This window comes from Paraburkholderia sp. J94 (assembly GCF_905220285.1).
GTDB lineage: Bacteria > Pseudomonadota > Gammaproteobacteria > Burkholderiales > Burkholderiaceae > Paraburkholderia > Paraburkholderia tropica_A.
In genome coordinates this window covers 29,806-55,655 of the sequence record NZ_CAJMZH010000021.1, presented here as the reverse complement: position 1 = coordinate 55,655, position 25,850 = coordinate 29,806, and the positions used below count along the sequence as shown (strand labels likewise).

General features: G+C 65.3%; 25 protein-coding genes, 1 tRNA gene and 1 pseudogene. 15 read left to right on the top strand and 12 right to left on the bottom strand.

Features of this window, described 5'->3' with window-relative positions; all coding sequences use genetic code 11:
- Positions 1-11: 11 nt before the first annotated feature.
- The 8 genes from U4Y88_RS33460 (at position 12) to U4Y88_RS33425 (ending at position 5,332) form a co-directional block, all read left to right on the top strand.
- Complete coding sequence (locus tag U4Y88_RS33460; RefSeq protein WP_224011995.1) at positions 12-758, top strand: Nif3-like dinuclear metal center hexameric protein; 747 nt, start codon at positions 12-14, stop codon at positions 756-758.
- A gap of 65 nt (positions 759-823) precedes the next feature.
- Positions 824-1,048, top strand: a complete 225-nt coding sequence (locus tag U4Y88_RS33455; RefSeq protein WP_224011996.1) for a hypothetical protein — start codon at positions 824-826, stop codon at positions 1,046-1,048.
- Positions 1,029-1,649, top strand: coding sequence for a ubiquinol-cytochrome c reductase iron-sulfur subunit (gene petA, locus U4Y88_RS33450; protein WP_224011997.1), 621 nt, complete (start codon positions 1,029-1,031; stop codon positions 1,647-1,649). Before U4Y88_RS33455 ends, petA begins: the two co-directional genes overlap by 20 nt.
- Complete coding sequence (locus tag U4Y88_RS33445) at positions 1,649-3,037, top strand: cytochrome b (protein ID WP_224011998.1); 1,389 nt, start codon at positions 1,649-1,651, stop codon at positions 3,035-3,037. Before petA ends, U4Y88_RS33445 begins: the two co-directional genes overlap by 1 nt.
- A 126-nt stretch (positions 3,038-3,163) precedes the next feature.
- Positions 3,164-3,898, top strand: a complete 735-nt coding sequence (locus U4Y88_RS33440; protein ID WP_224012013.1) for a cytochrome c1 — start codon at positions 3,164-3,166, stop codon at positions 3,896-3,898.
- Between the two features lie 113 nt (positions 3,899-4,011).
- Positions 4,012-4,623, top strand: coding sequence for a glutathione S-transferase N-terminal domain-containing protein (locus U4Y88_RS33435; protein ID WP_027797364.1), 612 nt, complete (start codon positions 4,012-4,014; stop codon positions 4,621-4,623).
- A gap of 72 nt (positions 4,624-4,695) precedes the next feature.
- Positions 4,696-5,238, top strand: a complete 543-nt coding sequence (locus U4Y88_RS33430) for a ClpXP protease specificity-enhancing factor (protein WP_224011999.1) — start codon at positions 4,696-4,698, stop codon at positions 5,236-5,238.
- Positions 5,239-5,256: 18 nt separating this feature from the next.
- Positions 5,257-5,332 (top strand) — tRNA-Thr (locus U4Y88_RS33425).
- 51 nt (positions 5,333-5,383) lie between these two features.
- Here the strand turns inward: U4Y88_RS33425 and U4Y88_RS33420 are convergent.
- Complete coding sequence (locus tag U4Y88_RS33420; RefSeq protein WP_321789159.1) at positions 5,384-8,038, bottom strand: Eco57I restriction-modification methylase domain-containing protein; 2,655 nt, start codon at positions 8,036-8,038, stop codon at positions 5,384-5,386.
- Between the two features lie 292 nt (positions 8,039-8,330).
- On the opposite strand from U4Y88_RS33420, the gene U4Y88_RS33415 reads away from it, so the two are divergent.
- Positions 8,331-9,476: a class I SAM-dependent methyltransferase gene (locus U4Y88_RS33415; RefSeq protein WP_321789157.1), complete on the top strand. Its 1,146-nt coding sequence runs from the start codon at positions 8,331-8,333 to the stop codon at positions 9,474-9,476.
- 253 nt (positions 9,477-9,729) lie between these two features.
- On the opposite strand, the gene U4Y88_RS33410 is transcribed toward U4Y88_RS33415, so the two are convergent.
- Complete coding sequence (locus U4Y88_RS33410) at positions 9,730-10,050, bottom strand: DNA-binding protein (protein WP_065062658.1); 321 nt, start codon at positions 10,048-10,050, stop codon at positions 9,730-9,732.
- 382 nt (positions 10,051-10,432) lie between these two features.
- On the opposite strand from U4Y88_RS33410, the gene U4Y88_RS33405 reads away from it, so the two are divergent.
- Positions 10,433-11,299 (top strand): SAM-dependent methyltransferase, encoded by an 867-nt coding sequence (locus U4Y88_RS33405; protein ID WP_321789156.1) that lies wholly within the window; start codon positions 10,433-10,435, stop codon positions 11,297-11,299.
- A gap of 89 nt (positions 11,300-11,388) precedes the next feature.
- Here U4Y88_RS33405 and U4Y88_RS33400 read toward each other — a convergent pair whose 3' ends face one another.
- Positions 11,389-11,985 (bottom strand): DUF1415 domain-containing protein, encoded by a 597-nt coding sequence (locus U4Y88_RS33400; protein WP_321789154.1) that lies wholly within the window; start codon positions 11,983-11,985, stop codon positions 11,389-11,391.
- Positions 11,986-12,056: 71 nt separating this feature from the next.
- Positions 12,057-12,722: a TetR/AcrR family transcriptional regulator gene (locus U4Y88_RS33395; protein WP_321789152.1), complete on the bottom strand. Its 666-nt coding sequence runs from the start codon at positions 12,720-12,722 to the stop codon at positions 12,057-12,059.
- 183 nt (positions 12,723-12,905) lie between these two features.
- Here U4Y88_RS33395 and U4Y88_RS33390 point away from each other — a divergent pair, with 183 nt between their 5' ends.
- The 3 genes from U4Y88_RS33390 (at position 12,906) to U4Y88_RS33380 (ending at position 16,524) form a co-directional block, all read left to right on the top strand.
- Complete coding sequence (locus U4Y88_RS33390) at positions 12,906-14,189, top strand: MFS transporter (protein ID WP_321789150.1); 1,284 nt, start codon at positions 12,906-12,908, stop codon at positions 14,187-14,189.
- Between the two features lie 187 nt (positions 14,190-14,376).
- Entirely contained in the window at positions 14,377-14,979 is a 603-nt protein-coding gene (locus tag U4Y88_RS33385) for a nitroreductase family protein (RefSeq protein WP_224012006.1), read from the top strand.
- 198 nt (positions 14,980-15,177) lie between these two features.
- Positions 15,178-16,524 carry an Hsp70 family protein gene (locus tag U4Y88_RS33380; RefSeq protein WP_321789148.1) on the top strand — a complete coding sequence of 449 codons (1,347 nt, stop codon included), beginning with the start codon at positions 15,178-15,180 and terminating at the stop codon, positions 16,522-16,524.
- A 133-nt stretch (positions 16,525-16,657) separates the two neighbouring features.
- Here the strand turns inward: U4Y88_RS33380 and U4Y88_RS33375 are convergent, their stop codons facing one another.
- Positions 16,658-16,861 (bottom strand): cold-shock protein, encoded by a 204-nt coding sequence (locus tag U4Y88_RS33375; protein ID WP_027797379.1) that lies wholly within the window; start codon positions 16,859-16,861, stop codon positions 16,658-16,660.
- 432 nt (positions 16,862-17,293) lie between these two features.
- On the opposite strand from U4Y88_RS33375, the gene U4Y88_RS33370 reads away from it, so the two are divergent.
- On the top strand, positions 17,294-18,889 hold the full coding sequence (locus tag U4Y88_RS33370; protein ID WP_310632556.1) for an APC family permease: 1,596 nt from the start codon (positions 17,294-17,296) through the stop codon (positions 18,887-18,889).
- A gap of 105 nt (positions 18,890-18,994) precedes the next feature.
- Here U4Y88_RS33370 and U4Y88_RS33365 read toward each other — a convergent pair whose 3' ends face one another.
- The 7 genes and pseudogenes from U4Y88_RS33365 to U4Y88_RS33335 all read right to left on the bottom strand — a co-directional run bounded on the left by U4Y88_RS33365 (position 18,995) and on the right by U4Y88_RS33335 (position 25,329).
- Positions 18,995-19,792 carry a DODA-type extradiol aromatic ring-opening family dioxygenase gene (locus tag U4Y88_RS33365; protein ID WP_224012009.1) on the bottom strand — a complete coding sequence of 266 codons (798 nt, stop codon included), beginning with the start codon at positions 19,790-19,792 and terminating at the stop codon, positions 18,995-18,997.
- 144 nt (positions 19,793-19,936) lie between these two features.
- Positions 19,937-20,542 (bottom strand): UbiX family flavin prenyltransferase, encoded by a 606-nt coding sequence (locus U4Y88_RS33360; RefSeq protein ID WP_321789146.1) that lies wholly within the window; start codon positions 20,540-20,542, stop codon positions 19,937-19,939.
- A gap of 144 nt (positions 20,543-20,686) precedes the next feature.
- On the bottom strand, positions 20,687-20,998 hold the full coding sequence (gene grxD, locus U4Y88_RS33355) for a Grx4 family monothiol glutaredoxin (RefSeq protein ID WP_224012011.1): 312 nt from the start codon (positions 20,996-20,998) through the stop codon (positions 20,687-20,689).
- Positions 20,999-21,092: 94 nt separating this feature from the next.
- Positions 21,093-21,947, bottom strand: coding sequence for a peptide chain release factor N(5)-glutamine methyltransferase (gene prmC / locus U4Y88_RS33350; RefSeq protein ID WP_321789144.1), 855 nt, complete (start codon positions 21,945-21,947; stop codon positions 21,093-21,095).
- 42 nt (positions 21,948-21,989) lie between these two features.
- On the bottom strand, positions 21,990-23,072 hold the full coding sequence (prfA, locus tag U4Y88_RS33345; RefSeq protein WP_224016845.1) for a peptide chain release factor 1: 1,083 nt from the start codon (positions 23,070-23,072) through the stop codon (positions 21,990-21,992).
- Between the two features lie 214 nt (positions 23,073-23,286).
- Positions 23,287-24,555 (bottom strand): annotated as a pseudogene (hemA, locus tag U4Y88_RS33340) (glutamyl-tRNA reductase); the annotation flags it as partial.
- 72 nt (positions 24,556-24,627) lie between these two features.
- Positions 24,628-25,329 carry a response regulator transcription factor gene (locus U4Y88_RS33335; protein WP_224016854.1) on the bottom strand — a complete coding sequence of 234 codons (702 nt, stop codon included), beginning with the start codon at positions 25,327-25,329 and terminating at the stop codon, positions 24,628-24,630.
- 197 nt (positions 25,330-25,526) lie between these two features.
- Between U4Y88_RS33335 and U4Y88_RS33330 the strand changes: the two genes are divergently transcribed.
- A complete protein-coding gene (locus tag U4Y88_RS33330; protein WP_321789143.1) occupies positions 25,527-25,790 on the top strand; it encodes a hypothetical protein in 264 nt (87 codons plus the stop codon).
- Positions 25,791-25,850: the final 60 nt, after the last annotated feature.

Genomic DNA, 25,850 nt, shown 5'->3' with positions numbered 1-25,850 from the left:
TAGAGGATTATATGGATCGGATCGAACTGGAATTGTATCTGAACAATCTTCTGGAAACCGGGCGGTTCAAGGACTACTGCCCCAATGGCCTGCAAGTGGAAGGGCGGCGGCGCGTGCAGAAGATCGCGACCGGCGTGACCGCCTCGCTGGCCTTTCTGGAAGCCGCGCTCGAGTGGGGCGCCGACGCCGTGCTGGTCCATCACGGCTACTTCTGGAAGAACGAGGCGCCGCAGATCACGGGCCGCAAATACCGCCGCCTGAAGACGCTGCTCGCGCACGACCTCAACCTGTTCGCTTTCCATCTGCCGCTCGACTGCCACCCGGAATTCGGCAATAACGCGCAGTTGGGCGCCAAACTCGGCTGGATCAGCGAACAACGCTTCGGCGAGCAGGATCTCGGCTGGATGGCGACGCTGCCCATGCCGATCACGCTCGCGCACTTCTCCGCGCAGGTCGAGCAGACGCTCGGGCGCGCGCCGCTCGTGCTCGGCGATCCCGACTGGCAGCTGCGCCGCGTGGCGTGGTGCACGGGCGCGGCGCAGAGCCTGTTCGACTCGGCCATCGACGCGGGCGCCGACGTGTTCCTCACCGGCGAAATCTCCGAGCCCACTTTTCACACCTCGGCGGAGAGCGGCGTGGCCTTCCTCGCGGCGGGCCACCATGCGACCGAGCGCTTCGGCGTGCAGGCCGTCGGTGCGCATCTGGCCGAAACATTCGATATCGATCATCTCTTTATCGACATCGACAATCCGGTTTAAGTATTCGGCCGTCTTTGCGCGCGGCGTCCGAATCGCGCGACGCCCGCGCGCGTCTCCCAGATCGCATGGATTTATTCACCGGGCATTTACAAGCCGAAAAGAAATGTGCCCTGATTTCTGGGGGAAAACCCCGATTTATCAAGGACTTCGGGCGCTTTTTCGAGATCGCCCCTTGTAAATGCCAACTCCATTCGCGCAAACTAGCGTTCGGCAGCATGCGGGTCATCAACGGCGTGACGGAAAAATCCAACTCAGAAGTGGGGCGATGTGATGCGAGACAAAGAAAATGACCGCGTCGATGGCAGCCGCCGTACCTGGCTGATTGCGACGTCCGTAGCAGGTGGCATAGGAGGCGTGGCCACTGTCGTACCTTTCGTAGGCTCGTTTGCACCATCCGAAAAAGCACGCGCCGCCGGCGCGCCCGTCGAAGTCGATATCAGCGGTTTGCAGCCCGGCTCGCTCATGACGGTCGCCTGGCGCGGCAAGCCCGTGTGGATCCTGAACCGCACCGACCGCATGCTGGCGGACTGCAAGAAGGCCGACGCCGAACTGGCCGATCCCGAATCCGAGCATCCGTTTTCCATCCCGATGCCGGACTACTGCAAGAACGAATACCGCTCGCGCGCCGAGCATCAGCACATTCTCGTGGCCGTCGCCGTGTGCACGCATCTGGGCTGCACGCCGACGCCGCGTTTCCAGGAAGGCCCGCAGCCGAACCTGCCCGATAGCTGGCCGGGCGGCTTCCTGTGCCCGTGTCACGGCTCCACCTACGATCTCGCCGGCCGCGTGTTCAAGAACAAGCCCGCGCCGCAGAACCTCGACATCCCCCGCTACATGTTCACGTCACCGACGCAGATCGTGATCGGCAAGGACGAAAAAGGAGAAGCGTGATGGCCACGGGACAAGAAAAACAGGTGGTGGAGACGACGGGCCTCGCAGGCTGGATCGACAAACGCTTTCCGATGACCGCGACGTGGAAAGCCCACGTCTCCGAGTATTACGCGCCGAAGAACTTCAACTTCTGGTACTTCTTCGGCTCGCTCGCGCTGCTCGTGCTGGTGAACCAGATCGTCACGGGCATCTTCCTGACGATGAACTACAAGCCCGATTCGACGCTCGCGTTCGCCTCGGTCGAGTACATCATGCGCGAGGTGCCGTGGGGCTGGCTGATCCGCTACATGCACTCGACGGGCGCGTCGATGTTCTTCGTGGTCGTCTACCTGCACATGTTCCGCGGGCTGCTCTACGGTTCGTACCGCAAGCCGCGCGAACTCGTGTGGATCTTCGGCTGCGCGATCTTCCTGTGCCTGATGGCGGAAGCCTTCTTCGGCTATCTGCTGCCGTGGGGGCAGATGTCGTTCTGGGGCGCGCAGGTGATCGTGAACCTGTTCTCCGCGATTCCCTTCATCGGCCCGGATCTTTCGCTGTGGATTCGCGGCGACTACGTGGTGTCGGACGTCACGCTCAACCGCTTCTTCGCGTTCCACGTGATCGCGATTCCGCTCGTGCTGATCGGGCTGGTGGTGGCGCATGTCGTCGCACTGCACGAAGTGGGCTCGAACAACCCGGATGGCATCGAGATCAAGGATAAAAAGGACGCGAACGGCATTCCGCTCGACGGCATCCCGTTCCATCCGTACTACTCGGTGCACGACTTCATGGGCGTGTGCATCTTCCTGATGATCTTCGCGGCGATCATCTTCTTCGCGCCGGAAATGGGCGGCTACTTCCTCGAAGCGAACAACTTCGTGCCGGCCAACCCGCTGCAGACGCCGCCCGAGATCGCGCCGGTCTGGTACTTCACGGCGTTCTACGCGATGCTGCGCGCCACGACCGACCCGTTCAAGATCGTGCTGATGATCGTGATCGGACTGCTCGGCCTGTTCGCGCTGGTGCGTGCGCGTGGCAAATGGCGCGCGGGGCTGCCGGTGCTGGCGGTGCTCGTGATTCTGGCGATGGCCTTCACCGAGTCGAAATTCTGGGGCGTGGTGGTGATGGGCACGGCGGTGATCTCGCTCTTTTTCCTGCCGTGGCTCGACCGCGCGCCGGTGAAGTCGATCCGCTACCGGCCGTTCTTCCACAAGGTGTTCCTCGGGATTTTCGTGGCGGCCTTCCTCACACTGGGCTTTCTCGGCACCCGGCCGCCATCGCCGGCGGCCACGCTGATCGCGCAGGTGTGCGCGCTGATCTACTTCGCGTTCTTCCTCGGCATGCCGTTCTGGACGCCGCTTGGCACGTTCAAGCAGCCGCCCGAACGCGTGCGGTTCAAGCCCCATTAACTTGCGAGCGAGGAAGACATGACGATGGCATCTCTCTTTTCGACGCTCGCGCGGGCGCGCAATCTGCTGCGCAACGTTCAGCGCGGTGCTCAACAGCGCGTGTGGCGGGGCGTCGCGACGCTCGCGATGGCGTGCGGCCTGGCGGTGGGTTTGGGGTTTGGGGTCGGAACGGTAGCGGCGCAGGAAAACATTCCGCTCGACCGCGCACCCGATAACGGCGAAAATCTTGCTTCGCTGCAACATGGCGCGCAATTGTTTGTAAACTATTGCCTGAACTGCCACAGTGCGAATCTGATGCGCTACAGCCGGTTGCAGGATCTCGGCATTCCGCAGAAGCAAATCGAAGATAATCTCTTGTTCACGACGGACAAGGTCGGCAACACGATGTCCATCGCCATGCGCCCGGACGACGCCAAGGCGTGGTTCGGGGTGGCGCCGCCGGACCTCTCCGTCGAAGCGCGCGCGAAAGGGCGCGACTGGCTGTATACGTATCTGCGCAGCTTCTACCGCGACGACACGCGTCCGACCGGCTGGAACAACATGGTGTTCGAGAACGTGAGCATGCCGCACGTGCTCTGGGAATTGCAGGGCGTGCGCACCGCGAAGTTCGAAGACACGGTGGACGAGGAATCCGGGGAAAAAGTCCGCCGCTTTGTGGGGTACCAACAGGTCTCGCCGGGGAAGCTCTCGCCGGTGGATTATGATTCTGCCGTGGCCGACCTGGTGGCTTACCTCGGCTGGATGTCCGAACCGGAGCAGAAAACCCGCAAGCAGCTCGGCGTCTGGGTGCTGCTGTTCCTCGGCGTCCTGAGCTTTTTCGCGTGGCGACTGAACGCCGCGTACTGGAAAGATATCAAATAGGCACGTTCTGACCGACGTGGGGCCGGTGTCACGAAACACCGTCTGACGGCCGCTAGGCCTCAGGCGGTGTTTTTGCCCGTCGGCCTTTTGGGTTTATTGAGGAAATGTAAATCATGATGGTTCTGTACTCCGGCACTACCTGCCCGTTCTCCCAGCGTTGCCGGCTGGTGTTGTTCGAAAAGGGCATGGACTTCGAAATCCGCGACGTCGACCTGTTCAACAAACCGGAAGACATCGCCGTGATGAATCCGTATGGTCAGGTGCCGATTCTGGTCGAGCGCGACCTGATTCTGTACGAGTCGAACATCATCAACGAGTACATCGACGAGCGCTTCCCGCATCCGCAGCTGATGCCGGCCGATCCGGTCCAGCGCGCCCGCGCGCGCCTGTTCCTGCTCAACTTCGAGAAGGAACTGTTCGTGCACGTCAGCACGCTCGAAAACGAGAAGGGCAAGGCCGCCGAGAAGAATCACGAGAAGGCGCGCCTCGCGATCCGCGACCGCCTCACGCAGCTCGCGCCGATCTTCCTGAAGAACAAGTACATGCTCGGCGAAGAGTTCTCGATGCTCGACGTCGCGATCGCGCCGCTGCTGTGGCGTCTCGATCACTACGGCATCGAACTCTCGAAGAACGCCGCGCCGCTGATGAAGTACGCCGAGCGTATCTTCAGCCGTCCGGCCTACATCGAAGCGCTGACGCCGTCGGAAAAGGTGATGCGCCGCTAAGGCGGCCATCGCCGTTGCAAACCGGAGGCGGCGCGCTGCTCGCGGGTGGGCCGCCTCGTCAGAGGACTGTTGATGCAAGAGATTTCCACCAAGCCGTATCTGCTGCGCGCGCTGTACGAGTGGTGCACGGACAACGGCTTCACGCCGCATATCGCGGTGCGGGTCGACAACCGCACGCGGGTGCCGCGCCAGTTCGTGCGCGACGGCGAGATCGTGCTGAACATCAGCTTCGAGGCCACGAGCCAGTTGCAGATGGGCAATGAGATGATCGAGTTTCACGCGCGTTTTTCCGGCAAGTCGCACAAGATCGAAGTGCCGGTGTCGAACGTGCTGGCGATCTACGCGCGCGAGAACGGCCAGGGCATGGCGTTCCCGGTCGAAGCGCCGCCGGGCGACGCGAACGACGTGCTGCCTTCGGCTCAGGACGAGCATGAGGACACGGCTGCGCCCGCAGTGGTGCCCACGGCCGGTCCGACGGCGGTGCCGAGCGTCGCGCCTGCTGCCGTGCAGAGCGAGACCGACGAGTCCGCCGTGTCCGCGAAGACCGGCAAGGGCGATTCCGGCGACGACGGTGCTGCAAAGGGCGGTAAGGGTCACCTCAAGATCGTGAAATGAAGTAGAATCACGGGCTACGCCGGCTTAGCTCATCTGGTAGAGCAGTTGATTTGTAATCATCAGGTGGCGGGTTCGAGTCCTGCAGCCGGCACCAAAACAGTTCGAGAAAGGGTTACAGCGCATCAGCTGTAGCCCTTTTTCTTTTTCAGGCGCGGTGTTGCGTGGTGATGCCGCCGCGTTTGCCCGCGCCGCGTCCATCGCCTTCGATCAGCGCGATCTCGTCTTCCCCCAGCCCATACGCCGCGTAAAGCGCGCGGTCGATCTCGCGCATGAGCGCCTCGCTGCGTGGCGCGTGATCACCCGACCGCAGCGCATCGAGTAATCGATCCACGCACTTCACCACGTCCGCACGCGCGCTCGCGTCGCGCGGGACCGGAATCGCATCGATCATCAGTTTGGTGAAGGCCACGCCGCCGTTGTAGCTCGATGCGCCGAATCGCGCGCGCGTGACGAAGGCCGCGAGCGGGCCGTTCAGCACCGCTGCCGCGAACTTGAGCAGGGCGTCGTCGTCCGCGCGCAGGATCAGCGTGGTCTTGCCGGGGATCGTGTCGCCGGCGAGGTCGAGCGTGGCGTCGAGATGCGTGAGCCCCTTCACGATTACTTTCTTCGCCGCGGCCTTCTCACGATACCGATTCGCGAACGCCGCCTCGAAGCGCGCGCGTCCGACGACGGGTTCAGCGTAACGCTGGTCGAGATAGGTCATCGGCTTCACGCCCCAGCGCGAGACGTAGCGCCCGAGCGTGCCGGTATTCACGACGCGATAGTGATCGCGTGCATCGAAGGCGCCGCGCGCTTCCTCGATGCACGGCGCGAGCCGATACGCATCGGCGGTCGCGCATGCGTTTTCGCAGGCGATCAACTCACCGAGCGTCGCATGCGCGCGCGCGAGCCGCTGCACGAACGCGTAGTGCGGCGAGAGCAGCGCGTCGAGCGTCCACGGCGCTTCGAGGTCGCGCTTCGGTGCAAGGGTGAGCGGCGTCAGCCCAGCCGGATCGAGACGCGACGTCTCGATCTTCTCGCAGCCCGACCGCCGATACACCGTCACGATCGCATCGACCAGCGCGTGCTCGAACACGTCGCGGCCCAGCGCGACGATGCGCTCGATCATGTCGAGATGGCGCGCGCGGAACGCCGCGCCGAACGGCTTCGCGAGCCACTTGTCGGGCGTGAGAAACGCCATCGTGCCGTGCGGCGCCGTGAGCGCGAGGCCGAGTTCCATGAACACGATGTAGAGATCCCAGTTGCCGCGCGCGCTCGGCCAGCGTCGCGCCAACTGCTCGCGCAGCGCGCGCTGGCCTTCGTTGATCATGCGCTCGGAGTCGACGTAGGGCGGGTTGGCGAGCACGGCGTCGAAGCCCGCGAACGCGCCGCGTGCGTCGCATAGCGCGGGAAACTCGGTGCGCCAGTCGAAGGCTTGCGTGGTGTCGTGGTCGGTGAATTGGTCGTCGACGCGGCTCAGCACCGCATTGCCTTGCCGAAGATTGGCGGCGAGGTTCGGCAGCGTCGCGAAGCGGCCCGCGTCGTCGTAGGCGGCGTGCGCGAGCAGTTCGAACGCGAGCCGCCGCCGCGCCATGCCGAGCGCGTCGGCATCGATATCCACGCCGAACAGATTCTGCTCGACGATCGCGCGTTTCTCGCGATAGAGCGCGGCGTCGATACGGCGCTGTTGCTCGCGGCCGGGCGCGCCGCCGTGCGGGAGCGACACACTGAGCCGATCGTTCACGACTTCGATGCGCAGGCCCGCGAGCGCGTGGTCGGGCGCGTCGTCGAAGAGGCGCAGACGCGCTTTCAGCACGATCAATTCGTCGAGCGCCGAGACGAGCAGATGCCCCGTGCCGACCGCCGGATCGCACACGCGCAGCGAGGCCAGCAGTGCGCGCGCTTCGTCGCGGCGATTATCTTTGTCGATTTGTTCGGATAACTGATCGAGCGTCGCGCAGCGCCGGCCTTCGAGCAGAGTGAAGCACCCGAGCGCCGCGCCCGTGACGGCCTCGCGCGCCAGCATCATGGCGACGCGGCCCGGCGTGTACCACGCGCCGTCGCGATAGCCGTTGAGCTTTTCGAAGACGAGGCCGAGCGTGGCCGTGTCGATGCGTTGTCGATGCGGCGGCTGGCTGGCGTTCGTCGGCGTGCCTGAATCGAAGCCGAATTCGAATGCGTCGAGGAAATCGAGCAGATAGGTGACGGTGTTGCGCGCGTGCGATGCGGGCGCGGAATCCAGCGCGGTTGCTTCGAACGGCGCGAGCGGGGCGTCGTCCGCGAGCGCGGCGAAGCCGATGCCGAACGCCGCGAGGTCGGCGGACTCGAACATCGCGCCATCGAAACGCGGCAGGTGCGGATGGCCTTCGCCGTTGCCGAACACGTCGTGGCAGAGCGAGTCGAGTTGCGCGAACGTGCCGATGCGCGCGCTGCGCAGAAACGCATACGCGCGGTCGCCCTCGTGCAGCGCGAGCAGGCGCGCTTCGAGCAGCTTGAGGAACACGAGGCGGCCAAGCCACGCGATGCACAGCCGCAGCGCCGTGCGGAACGTCTGTGAAGTTTGTGGGATGTCGCGCGAGTCGATGGCCGCGAGCGCCAGTTCGATCAGCGCGCCCGGCTGGCGCTGCGCGCCGTCGCGCCGCGCAACCACGGTCTTGGCCGCCGCCGCGCTTTCCTGAAGCCCGGCGATATGCAGCAGTTCGGCGTAGAAGTCCGCATCGAGCCCGGGCTTCGCGTGGCGGTTCTTCCCGCGCCGCGCGCTTGATGCGCCCTGTGCGTTCGGTGGACTGGCGGCGCGTCTCGGTGGGTTGGTCTCGGACATGTTCTCGTTGTGGCGCGAGGCACCGTTGCGCGGATCGGCGCTCATTGTACTGGCGGCTATTGGCGCTGAGCGAGGAACCGTCCTGTGCCTTCCGGCCTATGTCGTTCGGCCTATGTCTTCTGGCCGAGTCGACGGATACGCGGCGCTGCGCGATGATGCCTCCATGCCCGCGCGGCGCCCGCACGGCTGTATTTTCGGGCGCACGGCGCGGAACGCGGCCGCGCGCTCTGCTATATGATGGCGCGCGTCTTGCGCCGCCGCGTTGCGGCGCGCCTTAAAGCATTCGAATCCTATGACCGACTTTCCCACCTTGAGCTGGCCCGACACGGACGGCCCGCGCACCGTCCGCTGGCGTTCGGAGGCGGGCGCACCCGCGCCGAAGCGCGTGGTGATCGCCGACGACCGCACCACGGCCGACGACGCCTATCGGCTCGCCTGCGAAGGCACCGCGCTGCTCTGGCACGGCGACTTTCAGAACGCGCGGCAACTGCTGCAGGCCATGGCGCGCCGCGCCGAACGCAAGCCGAAGAAGGGCGCGCCCAAGCCGCCGGCCACGCCGCTCGAAGCATTCCATCTGCATCGCCAGGCGCAGGCGCAGCGTGCGCGCACGCTCGGCATGGTGCTGCTGCCGCTCGAAGGCGACTATGGCATCGCGCTGCGCCGCGCGCCCGACGTGAAGCTCGCGTGCGAGGAAGCGTGGGGCGCGCCCGATGGCGAGCCGTCGGCGGTGTCGCTGCGCGAATTGCTTGGCCTGATCGGCGCGCATGAATGGCGCAAGAAGGGCGTGCCGATTCCCGCGCTCGACGGGGCGCATGTGCATCCGTACTACGGCGTGTTTTCGCCGGTGCGCGGCGAGTATCTCGATCTGATCGCGCGCGTGCCGCTGCCTTCGGTCGAGAAGGCGTTCGACATCGGCACCGGGACCGGCGTGATCGCGGCGGTGCTCGCCGCGCGCGGCGTCAAGCAGGTCGTCGCGACCGATCAGGACGCCCGCGCGCTCGCCTGCGCGCGTGAGAACCTGGAGCGGCTGGGCCACGGTGAGCGCGTCGAGGTGATCGAGGCGGATCTGTTCCCGCCGGGGCGCGCGCCGCTGGTGGTCTGCAATCCGCCGTGGGTGCCGGCGCGACCGGCGTCGCCCATCGAATATGCGGTGTTCGATCCCGACAGCCGCATGCTGCGCGGCTTCCTCGGCGGTCTCAAGGATCATCTGGAGCCGGGCGGCGAAGGCTGGCTGATCCTCTCCGATTTCGCCGAGCATCTGGGTTTGCGCACGCGCGAGGCGCTCGTGGAAATGATCGTCGAGGCGGGGCTGGAAGTGGCGGGGCGCGAAGACATTCGTCCGCGTCACCCGAAGGCGAGCGATCCGAACGATCCGCTATATCGTGCGCGCGCGGCGGAGATCACGTCGCTGTGGCGCCTGAAGGTGCGCAAGGCATGATGCACCGCGCGCGGTTTCGCCAATTCATTCGGAAGCCACGATGAATGAAAGGGCCGAAACAGCGCGAGCGCGAAGATAAAAGCCGGCGATGAGCCGTTGCGTGACGCGAACGGCTCGCACAAAGTGACGATGCGTCGGCGCATCGGCGCATCAGCCGATCTCCAGCGCACGTCGCGCCGCGCGGCCCGCCTGTATGCCGGGCCGTGAAAACGCCGCGCGTTCGCCTGCTTTCCCGCGGTGTTGGCGGTCGTCGCTAACCTGGATACGCCTCGTCGACGGCCAGGCCGGCGAGCTTGAAGATCACGCGTAAAGTCTGGGGTTTGATGTCGCGCCGCGCAGCGAGCGCCGACATCACGAAATCGAGCACTTTGGCGTATTTCAGCAGGATCAGGCAATTCTCGAGATCTGCCGCGCCGTCGCGCATCTCTTCGGCCAGGCGCAGCATCTCGACCGAGATGTCACGCGCCATTTCGAGCTCCAACTGCTGCTTTTCCGTCCACTCGGGCACTTCAACGAGTCTGGCAAGCAGTTCCTGGAATTTTTGCTCAGCGTTACCGTCGGGTATTGTGTTCATTGCATGCCCCATGCAAGGTCGCGCAGCGCCGTGCGTCTTTGCCCAGCGGGGATCTGCGTCATACCTGATTTATCGCTGCCGGCGGACCCGGAGCGACCTCCCATGCGCGCACATCCGGTACTTTGCCGGTCGGTCGCGCCCCAAAAATGGTCCTTTCTGGACATCAGCGGCCTGAGGCTCACCGTGTCTGTTTTAATCAACCCCTCCCTGTCGTCCGGACGTGGGTCAGCGTGACGGACGCTCCAACCATATGACGAATGGGCCACTATCAGGTTCGCGGCCTCGTGCTGCTTTTTCCGTAAAATGACAGATCTATTTGCGTCGCTCTGTCGGTTGCCGCACGTTTCGCGGTTAATGACGCTTCTCATCTTTTTTTGTCCCGATGTCCAGCAAGACCTACGAAATCCGTCCGAATCAGTCGATCGAGCTTCTTAAGGAGCTCCATATCCTGACGCGCGACGGCAAGATGAACCAGGACAGCCGCCGCAAGCTGAAGCAGGTCTATCACTTGTTCCAGTTCATCGAGCCGCTGCTCAACGACCTCAAGCAGGATGGCCGCGACGTCACGCTCGTCGATCACGGTGCGGGCAAGTCCTACTTGGGATTCATTCTGTACGACCTGTTCTTCAAGGGTCTGTGCGACAACTCGCGCATCTTCGGTATCGAAACGCGCGACGAACTCGTGCAGCGCTCGGAGGAACTGGCGGCGCGGCTCGGCTTCAAGGGGATGTCGTTTCTGAATCTCTCGGTGGCCGACTCGATCACGTCGACGCAACTGCCGCCCACGGTCGATATCGTCACGGCGCTGCACGCCTGCGATACCGCCACCGACGACGCGCTGCGCTTCGCGCTCAAGAAGCACGCGCGCCATATCGTCGTGGTGCCGTGCTGTCAGGCTGAAGTGGCGGGCGTGCTTCGCCGCAACAAGGGCAAGTCGCTCGGCCAGGCGCTCACGGAGGTCTGGCGTCATCCGCTGCATACGCGCGAGTTCGGCAGCCAGATCACCAACGTGCTGCGCTGCCTGCAACTGGAGGCGCACGGCTATCAGGTGAGCGTGACGGAGCTGGTGGGCTGGGAGCACTCGATGAAGAACGAGCTCATCGTGGCGCAGTACAAGAATCTGCCACGCCGCCGTCCGGCGGAGCGCCTCAACGAACTGCTCGATACCTTCGGGATTGCCGAACTGCGCGAGCGTTTCTTCGTCGATGAGGGCGAGGCGTCGGCCAGGGAAGCCGCCGAGGAAGTGTGAGCGTGGCGTGTGGCGCGCGGCCAGAGTTTGACGGGCCGCTGCGCACGCTCAGGCGATCATGACGATCGCTGTTTGATCGGCAGGACGCCTTACTGGTCGTCGCGCTGGCTCATCCACGCGCGCCAGCCTTCGAGGCCCAGGCGGCGCATCGTTTCCTGATTGCGCTCGTAGATGTCGGCGGCGTCCGGGAACGCGTCCGCGGCGCGCTCGATGCTCGCCTCGCGCAAGAGATGCAGGATCGGATAGGGCGCGCGATTCGTGTAGTTCTCGATGTCGTCGGGCTCGGTGCCCTCGAACTGATACTGCGGATGGAAGCTCGCGATCTGCAGCTCGCCGTCGAGTCGCAACTGGCCGAGCAGCAGGTCGGCGAAATGGAGCGCGTCGTTGTAGTCGAGGAAATCGGCGAGCGCGTGCGGCAGGATCAGCAGCGTCGTGTCGATGTCCTCCGGGCTGCTATCCGCGAGCGCGCGCAGTTCGGCTTCGAGATCGGTTAGCACACCTTCCAGATCGGTCGCTTCGCTGATTGCGTAACGGATCTGGCCCTTCACATGCACGCTTTTCGCGAATGGGCAGAGATTCAGCCCGATCACCGCGCGCGTGAGCCAGTGGCGCGTGGCGTCGAGAATGGCGGCGTGCTCGGGATGCGCCGTGTCGGGCGTGGCGGGGGTGTTCGGTGTATCGGTCATCGCGGCATTTTACCGGTGCGGTTTGCGCGCCCGCTGCGGCGAACGGCGCGCCATAAATGGATGTCGCGAAATCAGGCGGCGGGCCCGCACGCCGCTTCGATCAACAGTTTCGCCATACGCGGCGCCGCCTGAATCGGGCCGCAGCCGGGGCCGTAGGTCTGGCTCGCGGCGTAAACGCCCTCGACCAGCAGCGCCAGTTCGTTCGCGAGCGACGCGGCGTCGGCCGCGCCCGCCGCCTGCGCCAGTTCGGTGAGGCGCGCCATCAGCCGCGTCTTGTTGTCGGCCACGCTGTGGCGCGCGGGATGCGCCGGGTCGGGAAACTCGGCCGCGACGTTCACGAACGGACAGCCGCGATAGTCGGGCGCCGACGCGCGCGCCGCCAGATCCTCGAACGCCTGCATCAACTGCTTCGCCGGTTCGCCCGGATGCTTCGCGACGCTCGCCTCGAAGCGCTCGAAAAAGCGCACGTCGCAGCGCTTCAGATACGCGACCACCAGATCGTCCTTCGACGAAAATTGCCGGTACAGACTCATCTTGTTCACGCCCGCGCGCTCGACCACGGCTTCGACGCCTACGGCGCGCACGCCTTCGCGATAGAACAATTCGTCGGCGGCGGCGAGCAGATGCTCCTGGGCGCGCGGCCCGGCCGTCTGGGTGCGCGCGCGGCCCGCACGCGCGGCGGCTTTGCCGGGCGCGGTGGCAGCGGGTGCGGTCGGATCTTCGTGGCGCGTGGACATGGCAGTACATCTCGTCGTCAGGGACATGCTTGACATGTTACCGAGCGGTCACTACTATCGCAACACACTTGTGACCGAGCGGTAACAATCCGTTCGATCGACAAGACGCGGATCAAGCAGGCGGATCAAACTGGCAGATCAAACAGGCGAATCAAGCAGGTCAACGAACGTGGAGCAGCACGGATGAACTGGGCAGCGAGGTGGGTCGGCGGGCGTTTCCATTATGGATGGCTCGTGTTGGCGGTGGTGTTCCTGGTGCTGCTGGCGGCAGCCGGCACGCGCGCGACGCCGAGCGTGATGATGGTGCCGCTCGAGCATCAGTTCGGCTGGAGCCGGGCGACGATCTCGCTGGCGATTTCGGTGAACATTGCGCTTTACGGGCTGATGGGGCCGTTCGCGGCGGCGGCGATGCAGCGCTTCGGCGTGCGGCCGACGCTCTTGGCGGCGCTCGCCACGATGGGGGCGGGCGTCGCGCTTTCCTCGCTGATGACGCATCCGTGGCAGATGATCCTGATCTGGGGCGTGATGGTGGGCGGCTCGACCGGCGTGGCGGCGCTGTCGCTGTCGGCGACGGTCGTCACGCGCTGGTTCACCACGCATCGCGGCCTCGCGATGGGCATTCTCACGGCGAGTTCGGCCACGGGTCAGCTCGTGTTCCTGCCGTTCCTCGCGGCGATCGCTCAAAAGCACGGCTGGCAGCTCGTCGTGCTGGTGGTCGCGGCGGCCGCTGCCGTGGTGCTGCCGCTGGTCGCGTTCCTGTTGCCCGAGCGGCCGGCCAGCCTGAAGCTGCGTCCGTTCGGCGAGGAGCCCGATGCGCCCGTCGCGCCGCCCGCGCCCCAGCAGAATCCGATCAAGCTGGCGTTCGGCGCGCTCGCATCGGCGAGCCGCACGCGCGACTTCTGGCTGCTGTTCTTCAGCTTCTTTATTTGCGGCGCGAGCACCAACGGCTACGTGGGCACGCACCTGATCGCCATGTGCGGCGACTACGGCATGACGGAAGTGCAGGGCGCGTCGCTGCTCGCGACGATGGGCATTTTCGATCTGTTCGGCACGACGCTCTCGGGCTGGCTCTCGGACCGCTTCAACAGCCGCGTGCTGCTGTTCTGGTACTACGGCCTGCGCGGGCTCTCGCTGATCTATCTGCCGCACGCGTTCGGTATCGACTTCTTCGGTCTGCCGATCTTCGCGGTGTTCTACGGGCTCGACTGGATCGCCACCGTGCCGCCGACCGTGCGCCTCGCCACCGATGTGTTCGGCAAGGAGCGCGCGCCGATCATCTTCGGCTGGGTGGTCGCGGGCCATCAACTGGGCGCGGCGTTCGCGGCGTTCGGCGCGGGGCTGCTGCGTTCGAGCCTCGGCACTTACACGGTGGCGTCGATGATTTCGGGCGGCTTGTGCCTGATCGCCTCGTTCCTCGTGCTGCGCATCAACCGCGCGCCGCGCACGGCGGGTGCGCAGACGGCCTGATGCAGACGGCCTGAGTTCGCGCGGCCGCGCTCGCCGATTGCACTCGCCCGATTGCGCGAAGCCGACATCCGAAGTGACCGCGAAGGCGGCTGCATCCGCGCCGCCTTCGCCGTTTCAGCGCGTTTCACGCGGCGCGGGTATGCTGTGAGCCCCGGGCGAGCGCCCGCACACCAAGGACACATCAGGCATGACGAAGCAAAAACCCGCACCGACAGCCGTGCCCATCCACGAACTGATCGCAGGCCGCTGGAGCCCGCGCGCCTATTCGAACGAGCCGGTTTCGCGCGAGCAACTGCACGCGGTCATCGAAGCCGCGCGCTGGGCGCCGTCGGGCTACAACCTGCAACCGTGGCGCTTCATCGTGTTCGACCGCACGGCCGACGAGCCGGCGTTCAAGCGCGCCTTCGCGACGCTCGTGCCCTTCAATCAGCAGTGGAACGCGCCGGCGCCCGTGCTGGTCGCGGTGACGGCGCAGACGCTCAACGCCAAGGGTGAGGTGAACCGCACGGCGCAGTACGACGCGGGTGCGGCGGCCATGTCGCTGGTGTTGCAGGCGCATGCGCTCGGTCTCGCCGCGCACCAGATGAGCGGCTTCGACGTGAACGCGTTCCGCAAGGAATTCGGCCTGCCGAACGACGTGGAGCCGCTCGCGATCATCTCGATCGGCCATTACGGCGACGCCGAGAAGCTCGATCCGGTGCTGCGCGACCGCGAGAAGGCGGAGCGCACGCGTGCGAGCGTCGGCGATATCGCTTACGCGAACGCCTGGAAGCAGCCGTTCAAGGGCTGAGCAACGCAGAGCCGGCTGGCCTCCGCGCTGGCTCCTTGCAGGGCAAATCGCGCGGCACCCGTCGCGCGTTTTATTTGCGGGGCCGCACCCCGTCCCTGCGGTTGCTCCGCGCCGCGTTTTCGTGATACAAAGCCGGTCCTCCCAGCCTTCCGTAATGCCGCGTGCGACGTGCCGCGCGGCGTTGCCATGACCCCCGCCATGAGCCCCGCCTTGACCGCCTCCCCGCATCCAGCCTCGAATTCCGCTTCGAAATCCGCGTCGAATCCCGCGTCGAATCCCGCGTCGAATCCCTTTTGCGCGATCGACTTCGGCACCTCCAATTCGGCCGTGGCCTTGCCGGGCGCCGCGCCGGGCGATGCGATGCGCCTCGCGCCGGTCGAAGGCGCGCACACCACGCTGCCGACCTCGGTGTTCTTCAACACCGACGAGCACACGCGCGAGTTTGGCCGCGCGGCGCTGGCGGCTTACATCGACGGCTTCGACGGGCGCCTGATGCGCTCGATGAAAAGCATTCTCGGCTCGCCGCTCGCGGAGAGCACGACCGATCTCGGCGACGGCAGCGCGATCCGCTACACGGAAATCATCGGGATCTTCCTCGATCACCTCAAACGCAGCGCCGAACGCTGCGCGGGCGCGAGCCTCACGCGCGCGGTGCTGGGCCGCCCGGTGTTCTTCGTCGACGAAGATCCGCGCGCCGACAAGCTCGCGCAGGATCAGCTCGAAGCGGCGGCGCGCGCGGTGGGCTTCAAGGAAATCGAGTTCCAGTACGAGCCGATCGCGGCGGCATTCGACTACGAGTCGCGTCTGACGGAAGAGGGGCTGGTGCTGGTGGCCGACATCGGCGGCGGTACGTCGGACTTTTCGCTCGTGCGCGTGGGACCGCAGCGCATGACGCGCCTCGCCCGCAAGGACGACGTGCTCGCGCATCACGGCGTGCACGTGGCCGGTACGGACTTCGACCGCCGCGTCGAACTGGCGACGATCCTGCGCGAGCTCGGCTATCAGTCGCTCGACCCGGAAGGCCGCGAGGCGCCGAACCGCGTCTATTTCGATCTGGCGACCTGGCACCTGATCAACACGGTGTACACGCCCAAGCGCGCCGCCGAACTCAAGCTCATGCGCCATCTGTACCGCGACGCCGCGCACCACGATCGCCTGATGCGTGTGGTCGACTGGCGTCTCGGGCACGCGCTGGCGGCGCATGCGGAGGAAGCGAAGATCGGCGTGTCGGCGGGCGGCCAGACGATGATCGATCTGGAGCAGGTGGAAACCGATCTGCGCCTCGCCTTCGACGACGCGCAACTGGTGGAAGCGGGCCGCGAAGAAACGCGCCGCATCGTGGAAGCCGCGCGCGAGACCGTGCAGGCCGCGGGCGTGGCGCCGGGCGCCGTGAACGCGCTGTATTTCACGGGCGGTTCGACGGGTCTGCTGTTCCTGACCCAGGCGCTCGCCGACGCATTCCCGCACGCGCAACCGGTGTTCGGCGACCGCCTCGCCAGCGTGGCGACGGGGCTGGGTATTCACGCGCAGCGCCTGTTCGCCTGAAGCCGCTTAAAACAACAGCAATAACAAAAGCGACAGGCGACAAAAAACCCCACCTTCAGGAAGAAGCATGGGGTTTTTCTGTAAGCTTGCCAGCCAGGGCCGAGGTTAGAGCCCTGACGGTCGAAGTCGGTATTTAGACCGGCTTGATGTTGGCAGCTTGCTTGCCCTTCGGGCCGGTACGCACTTCGAATTGAACCTTTTGGTTCTCTTGCAGCGTCTTGAAGCCGTCAACCTTGATTTCCGAGAAGTGCGCGAACAGGTCTTCGCCGCCGCCGTCCGGAGTGATAAAGCCAAAGCCCTTAGCGTCATTGAACCACTTGACGGTACCGGTTTCCATATTACTTTCCTAAAAATGAATGAAGGCCGAAGCCACAGAGAGGTGCACGAAAATCAAGGAAGGGGTATGGGACCAGCCGGAGTACCGTTGATGGGCGAACTACGAAAGACCTATTCACACTCGCCGCTTGAAATCCTGCTCGATCTTTATACGGCTAATTCCCTGCCAGGTCAACCGGGACCCAGGGTAACTCCATAGATATTTGAGGCAGGGTCGAAACAAAGCCTTACAAAGCTTGCTAAGTTGCTGTTTTTTTTGTAGTGCGCTCAGTTTTTTAGCGCCTTTTGGCAGTGCAACCGTTAAACTACGCGCCGCGCATGAGTTGCGCCTTCGGGTGCAATCGACCGCGCGCAGGTGCGACCGCCGCTGGAACCCCGCCCGCACAACAGACGGGGCACGCGGTGTCGAACTGCTCTTGATACAGGAGAAGACGTGAAAAGTTCTATTCAACGGAACATCGGCCCGTTCGCGCTGATGTTCACCGGCCTCGGGTCGATTATCGGTTCGGGCTGGCTGTTCGGCGCATGGAAGGCGGCGAAAATTGCCGGCCCCGCAGCCGTCTGCGCCTGGGTGATCGGTGCCGTGGTCATTCTGGCCATCGCGCTCACCTACGCCGAACTCGGTGCGATGTTCCCGGAGTCGGGCGGCATGGTGCGCTACGCGCGCTACTCGCACGGCGCGCTCGTGGGCTTCATCAGCGCCTGGGCGAACTGGATCGCCATCGTCTCGGTGATTCCGATCGAAGCCGAAGCTTCCATTCAATACATGAGCACGTGGCCCTATCCGTGGGCGCACTCGCTGTTCGTCGACGGGTCATTAACGCATTCCGGGCTGGGCCTCTCGGCGCTGCTCGTGATCGTGTACTTCATGCTCAACTATTGGGGCGTGAAGCTGTTCGCGCGCGCCAATAGCGCCATCACGATCTTCAAGTTCATCATCCCGGGTCTGACGATCATCGGCCTGATGGCGACGGGTTTCCACCACGAGAACTTCGGCGAGGCGAGCACGTTCGCGCCTTACGGCTGGTCGGCGGTGTTCACGGCGGTCGCGACGAGCGGCATCGTGTTCGCGTTCAACGGCTTCCAGAGCCCGATCAACCTCGCGGGCGAAGCGCGTAATCCGTCGAAGAGCATCCCGTTCGCGGTGATCGGCTCGATCGTCTGCGCACTCGTGATCTACGTGCTGCTGCAGATTGCGTACATCGGTGCGGTCGATCCGTCCGACGTGGCGAAGGGCTGGAACACGTTCAACTTCAAGTCGCCGTTCGCGGAACTCGCGATCGCGCTGAACCTGAACTGGCTGGCGATCCTGCTGTACGTCGACGCATTCGTGAGCCCGAGCGGCACCGGCACGACCTACATGGCGACGACCTCGCGCATGATCTACGCAATGGAGCGCAACAACACGATGCCGTCGATCTTCGGCAACGTGCACCCGTTCTACGGCGTGCCGCGCCCGGCGATGTGGTTCAACCTGGCCGTGTCGTTCATCTTCATGTTCTTCTTCCGCGGCTGGAGCTCGCTGGCGGCAGTGATCTCGGTTGCGACCGTGATCTCGTACCTCACGGGCCCGATCAGCCTGATGGCGCTCAAGCGCGCGGCATCGGACATCGAGCGCCCGCTGTCGGTGCCGTTCATGAAGGTGATCGCGCCGTTCGCGTTCGTCTGCGCATCGATGATCCTGTACTGGGCGAAGTGGCCGCTGACGGGCGAAATCATTCTGCTGATGATCGTCGCGCTGCCGGTGTACTTCTACTTCCAGGCGAAGCAGGGCTTCGGCGGTTGGGGCGCGGATCTGAAGGCCGCATGGTGGCTGTGCGCCTACCTGCCGACGATGGCCGTGCTCTCGCTGATCGGCTCGAAGCAGTTCGGCGGCCACGACCTGATTCCCTACGGCTGGGACATGCTGGTCGTCGCGATCATCTCGCTGGGCTTCTACTTCTGGGGTGTGAACTCGGGTTACCGCACGCCGTATCTGGAAGAGCGCAAGGAACACGACGAAGTGCTCGAAGGCATCGGCGCACACTAAATGGTGCTCCGGCCGCTGTTCGCAGCGGCAGCCTGAAACGAAGCAGAAAAAGCCCGCCTGAAGCGATTCAGGCGGGCTTTTTTACGTCTGGTGTGTCTGTCAGTTTTACTGCGCCGTAGCCGAACCGAACACGTAGTTCGTCATCGCCAGCGCGCGCTGGTAGGTGCCGAGCGACTGCACGCCGAGCGTGTAGTCGTCGTCGGCGGCACCGAGCGCCGAGAACACCGGTAGCAGATGCTCGTCGGTCGGGTGCATCAGCACCGCGTGCGGTGCCTTCGCGCGATAGTCGAGCAGCGCGTCGATGTCGCGGGCGGCGAGGTGCGACTCGAACCAGTCGGTGAATTCGGCGACGCGCGGATCGGCATCCTCGGGGCGCGCCGAGAAGTCGGCCTGACGCAGGTTATGCGTGATCTGGCCCGAACCGACCACCATCACGCCTTCGTCGCGCAACTCGCGCAGCGCGCGGCCGAGCGCGAAGTGATACGCGGCGTCGGCGCGCGGCTGGATCGACAACTGGGCGACGGGCACGTCGGCGTTCGGGAACATCAGCAGCATCGGCACCCAGGCGCCGTGGTCGAGGCCGTGCGCTTCCTCGTCGACTTCCACGCCCTGCGCGCGCAGCAGCGCCGCCGCGCGTTGCGCGGTCTCGGGCGCGCCGGGCGCCGGGTACTGGATCTCGTAGAGCGCGCGCGGAAAGCCGTAGAAGTCGTGGATGGTCTCGGGCTGCGTCGCGGTGCTGACGGCCGGGCGCTGCGTGTACCAGTGCGCCGACAGCATCAGGATCGACTCGGGGCGCGGCAGATGTTCGGCCAGCTTGACGAAGCCTTCGCGCGGCATCGACGGGTCGATCGGCAAAGTGGGCGCGCCATGCGACAGGAAAAGCGTAGGAGTACGGGTGGTCATGATCGTGAGCCGCGCGAGGCGGCCGGAAAAGTTCGCGTTACGATCAATATAAGACCCAACTCTCGCGAATTAAATGTGCGGCAAGCGAATTGATTGTGTCGCCGATGTTGATAATCGGCGGGGCACGAACACAGCGCTAAAAGCTTAGTCGCCGGTGCTGCGCAGCCCAGGCCACGCGGGCGCGAGCGCCGGTCCGAGCGCGAACAGGTCGAGCACGCGCGCGACTGTGTGATCGACCATCTCGTCGATCGACGCAGGCTGGTTGTAGAAGGCCGGCAGCGGCGGAAAGATCACACCGCCCATTTCGGTCACGGCCGTCATGTTGCGCAGATGCGCGAGGTTGAACGGCGTTTCGCGCACCAGCAGCACGAGGCGGCGGCGCTCCTTGAGCGTGACGTCGGCGGCGCGCGCGATCAGGTTGTCCGAGAGGCCGTGGGCGACGCTCGCGAGCGTCTTCATCGAGCAGGGCGCGACGATCATGCCGTCGGTCGCGAACGAACCCGAGGCGATCGTGGCGCCTACATCGCGCACCGAATGCACGACATCGGCGCGCGCGTGCAGGTCCTCTTTGCTCAGCTGCAACTCGTGCTGGATGTTGAGCCAGCCAGCCGCCGAGATCAGCAGATGCGATTCGACGCCGCCCAGACGCCGCAGCGTCTCCAGAATGCGCACGCCGTAAATCGCGCCCGTGGCACCCGTGATCGCGACGATCAGACGGCGGGGAACGGTGGCGGTGGGGAGGGCATTCACGAGGAAGATCGGCGAAAAAGGCGGGGGAATCTGAGGGAATCCGCGAAGAAGGCGGAAAAGCGCGCCGGCCCGAAAGACCTCAAACCGGCGCGGAACAACGGGCGCAGGGCGCGCCGCCGTTCCGTGGCAAAGCGATTCGGGGGCTTAAGCCGCCGTGAACAGCTGTTGCAGTTCGCCGTTCTGGTACATCTCCATCATGATGTCCGAACCGCCGATGAATTCGCCCTTCACGTAGAGCTGCGGAATCGTGGGCCAGTTCGAGAATTCCTTGATGCCCTGGCGGACTTCGTCGTCCTCGAGCACGTTGACGGTCTTGAACTGATCGACGCCGCAGGCTTTCAGGATCTGCACCGCGCGGCCCGAGAAGCCGCACATCGGAAACTGCGCGTTGCCCTTCATGAAAAGGACGACGGCGTTTTCGTCGACGATCTGCTTGATGCGCTGTTGGGTGTCCATGTCTGACCTTGGGATTGAGTGATGCGGAATACGTTGATTGCAGAGTGAAATGATAGCGGATTTCGTCGGCGCGAGCCGGGCGCGCTCGGCGTGGCTATGCGCGGATCGGGCTGCCGAAGCGCCCGCCGCTGATGCGTTCGATGCCCGCGAGATCCTGTTCCGAGCGCACGTCCGCGAAGCCGCGCGCGTCGAGCAGCGCGCGCACCGCGGCGGCCTGGTCGTAGCCGTGTTCCATCCAGAGCGCGCCGCCCGCGACGAGCCGTTCCGGCGCGCCGTCGACGATCGCGCGCAGGCACGAGAGGCCATCGGCCTCGTCGGTGAGCGCGCCGCGCGGCTCGAAGCGCAGGTCGCCCTGGTCGAGATGCGGATCGCCGTTCGCGATATAGGGCGGATTGCTCACGATGACCTCGAAGCGCAGCGCGGCGTCGAGCGTGTTGTACCAGCTGCCCGCGACGAAGGTGAGCGCGCCGCCGGGACGACGCGCGTCGAGCAGCTTCGCGGCGTTGCGCGCGGCTACGGCGAGTGCGGCGTCCGAGCGGTCGACGGCCCAGACGCGCGCGTCGGGCCGCGCCGAGGCGATCGCCACCGCAATCGCGCCGCTGCCCGTGCCGAGATCGAGCACGCGTGGCTGCGCGATGCCTTCGAGCGCAGCCAGCGCGGTTTCGACCAGCAGTTCGGTTTCGGGGCGCGGGATCAGCACGTCGGGCGTGACGTCGAAATCGAGGCCGAAGAACTCGCGCGCGCCGACGAGTTGCGCGATCGGCTCGCCTGCCACGCGGCGCGCTTCGAGCGCCCGGTAGGCCGCGACCGGCGTGGCGTCGAGCGCGCGGTCGCCGCGCGTGATGAGTTCGGTGCGGCGCCAGCCGAGCACGTGCATCAGCAGAATGCGCGCTTCGAGCGCGGGCAGCGGCGAGGCGCGCAGCAGGGCGTCGGCGGTGAGTTCGCTCATGATGCGGTCAGTTGCGGGGCGATGAGTGAAGAACGGTGCGCTTTAGTCGGCGTCGCCGAGCGAAGCCAGCTGTTCCGCCTGATGCTCGGAGAGCAGCGCGCCGATCAGTTCGCCGAGATCGCCGTCCATGATCGCTTCCAGGCGGTACAGCGTCAGATTGATCCGGTGATCCGTCAGACGCCCTTGCGGGAAGTTGTAGGTGCGAATCCGCTCCGAGCGGTCGCCCGAGCCCACGAGGCTCTTGCGCGTGGCCGCTTCCTTCGCGTGCTGCTCCTGATACTGCTTGTCCTTGATGCGCGCGGCCAGCACCTTGAGCGCGCGATCCTTGTTCTTGTGCTGCGAGCGGTCGTCCTGACATTCCACGACGATGCCGGTCGGAAGGTGCGTCACGCGCACGGCCGAATCGGTCTTGTTGATGTGCTGGCCGCCCGCGCCCGAGGCGCGGAACGTGTCGATACGCAGATCGGCGGGATTGATTTCCACTTCGCCGATTTCGTCGGCTTCCGGCATCACCGCGACCGTGCACGCGGACGTGTGGATGCGCCCCTGCGTTTCGGTGGCGGGCACGCGCTGCACGCGATGGCCGCCCGACTCGAACTTGAGCTTCGAATACGCCGCCTCGCCCGCGATGCGCACGATCACTTCCTTGTAGCCGCCCAGATCGGACTCGCTCGCCGACATCATTTCGATCTGCCAGCGATTGCGCTCCGCGTAGCGCAGATACATGCGCAGCAGGTCGCCCGCGAACAGCGCCGATTCGTCGCCGCCCGTGCCCGCGCGGATTTCGAGGAACACGTTGCGGTCGTCGTTGGGGTCCTTCGGCAGCAGCATCATCTGCAATTCATGCTGAAGCTGCGCCATGCGCTCGCGCGAGGCCTTCACCTCTTCCTCGGCGAAATCGCGCATCGAGGCGTCGCTGAGCAGGTCCTTCGCGGCCGTTTCGTCGTCCTTCGCCTGACGCCACAGCGCGTAGTGCTCGACCACCGGCCCGATTTCCGCGTGCTCGCGCGTGAGCTTGCGGTACTGGTCGCGGTTGGACGTCACGTCGGGACGGCTCAACAGGTCGTTCAGCTCGGCCAGGCGCGTAGTCAGCTGGTCGAGCTTCGATTGCATGCTCGTTTTCATCGGGCGGTACGAAGCGGTTTTCGGGTAGGGCGGCGGGCGGGATGCCCAGGAATGCATGCGCACGCGGCGTGCGCAGGAGTCGCGGCAAAGGCTGCGGCGAATGCCGCTAACGGTCCGAGGAGCCGGACGCGTTGGACGCCGCGTCGAGGTTCGACGCCTGCGTGGAGGTTTCGGGCGCGGCTTCGTCGGCCTTGCCGACCTTGGCCGGCTGGCCGTGGCGATAGAAGCCGCTCATCATTTCGATGAGCGAGTCGCGCTGGTCGCCGCTCGACGAATTGAGCGCCTGCGTCGGACCGTGGATCAGCTTGTTGGTCAGCGACTGCGAGAGCGCTTCGAGCACGGCGGCCGGATCGTCGCCGCGCGCGAGCATCTTGCGCGCGCGTTCGAGTTCGGCGCGGCGCAGCGTGTCGGCCTGCGTGTGCATGTGGCGGATGACCGGCACGATGCTGCGCGTGTCGAGCCACTGCATGAAGTTCGCGACGCGCGTTTCGATGATGGTTTCGGCCTGCGCGACGGCGGCCTGGCGCGAGGCATTGCCTTCGCGCACGATCGTGCCGAGGTCGTCGACGGTGTAGAGGAACACGTCTTCGAGCTGGCCGACTTCGGCTTCGATATCGCGCGGCACCGCGAGGTCGACCATGAAGATCGGACGATGGCGGCGCGCCTTCACTGCGCGCTCGACCGCGCCGAGGCCGATGATCGGCAGCGTGGACGCCGTGCACGACACGATGATGTCGAACTCGTGCATGCGCGAGGGCAGTTCGGACAGCGGAATCGACTTGCCGCCGAAACGTTCCGCCACATAGCGGCCGCGTTCGGCGGTGCGGTTCGCCACCACCAGTTCGCGCGGCTGCTGAGCGGCGAAGTGCGCGGCGCACAGCTCGATCATTTCGCCCGCGCCGATGAACAGCACGCGCTGGTTCGCGATCTTGTCGAAGATGCGCTGCGCGAGACGCACGGCGGCGGCGGCCATCGAGACAGATTGCGCCCCGATTTCCGTGCTGCTGCGCACTTCCTTCGCCACGGCGAAGGTGCGCTGGAACAACTGGTTCAGATAGGTGCCGAGCGCGCCGGCCTCGGTGGCCGTGCGCACCGCGGTCTTCATCTGACCGACGATCTGGGTTTCGCCGAGCACCATCGAGTCGAGCCCCGAGGCCACGCGGAAGGCGTGACGCACGGCTTCGGACTGCGGCAGCGTGTAGACGTGCGGCGCGAGTTCTTCCGCGCGGATGCCATGGTAGTGCGAGAGCCATTCCACGGCGGAATCGCGCGAGCTGTGCGCGTCGGTGGCGCAATAAAGCTCGGTGCGGTTGCAGGTGGAGAGGATGGCGGCTTCGGGCGCGCTGAGGCTGCGGCGCCCGCCGGACCACGCTTCCTTGAAGAGGGCGAGAGCCGGCTTGATCTGTTCGAGCGGAAACGCCACGCGTTCGCGCAAGGCGACGGGCGCGGTGTGGTGATTGATTCCGATCGTTAGAAGCTGCATACCATGGGGCGAAGATTTAGGCGGATATTATAACTTTTCCGCGCATCTGACATTGTCGCCGGCAACGTCGGGCTATTCCGCTGGGCTTATAGGCAGTCTTTCGAGTTGGTAGCCGAAGCCGTACAACGTCGTCAGACGCCAGCCGTGCTCGGGTCCGAGCTGCAACTTGCTGCGCAGCCGCGAGGCGTGTGTGTCCAGCGTACGCGACCTTACGTCGCGGTTCAAATTCCACACGGTTTCGAGGATGCGCGCGCGAGAAACGGGGCGCGAGGCATTGGTGAACAGCAGCAGCGCGAAGCGGAATTCCTTCGGCGTGAGCGTGACGGTCTGGCCCCGGAAAGACACTTCGTAGCGCGCCGAATCGAACAGATAGTCGCCGAAACCGTGGCTCGCGCGGTTGCGCGGACGGCGCACGCCAGCGCGGCGCAGCAGCGCGTCGATGCGGGCGAGCATTTCGGGGCCGCGCACGGGCTTGCTGATGCAGTCGTCGGCGCCCGCCTGGAGACTGCCGACGATCTCGCTCTCGTGCGGCGAGGCCATCAGCATGATGGCGGGCAGGCCGGGCAGCAGGCGGCGCGCGTGCGGGATGAGCTCGTCGCCGCTCTGGTCGCCGCACCAGTGGGCGGCGATCAGCAGGTCGAAGGTATGGTCTTCGAGTGCCGCCATGAGCGGGGCGGCGTGCTGAAAATGCCGGCACGCGTGGCCGCCCGCGATGAGCAGGCGTTCGACGATTTCCGCGTGACGGGTGTCGGGTTCGACAAGGGCGATTCGCATAGCAGTTTCCAGCCGCGCCGGGCCGGGTGCGCTTGCCTTGCGCCATCCCGCCCCCTACACTCAACCGCTACGCGGGAAGCGCCGAGCCGACCGTTTTCCAGTGAAAGCACTGTTGTTAATGAGACAAAAGAAATGCTATTCGCCGCGCCGCGACGGTCCTATCGGACATTTCTGAAAATCCCCAGGACAAATCGCTGATGGGCTGGCTCGGTATCGTCGTGCTCGGCATCGCGGTGGGGCTGGCGGGCTGGTTGTTCCATCCGCTGCGTCGCGCCGGGGGCGCCCAATCCGGCGGCCTTGCGCTGGCTATCGCAGCGGCGCTCATCGGCGCCGCGCTCGCGAAGGTGGCCGGCCGCGCCACGGGCCTGTTCCACGACGGCGAACTGCTCGAATGGCCGGTCTGCACGGCCGTGGCGTTCGTGTTCGTCGCGGTGGCGGTCGCGCTGCGCGCGCGGCGCTGACCTTCCCGCTTTCCGGCACGCCGCCTTGCGCTTTCCTACGCCCGCTTCTGCTTCCGCTTT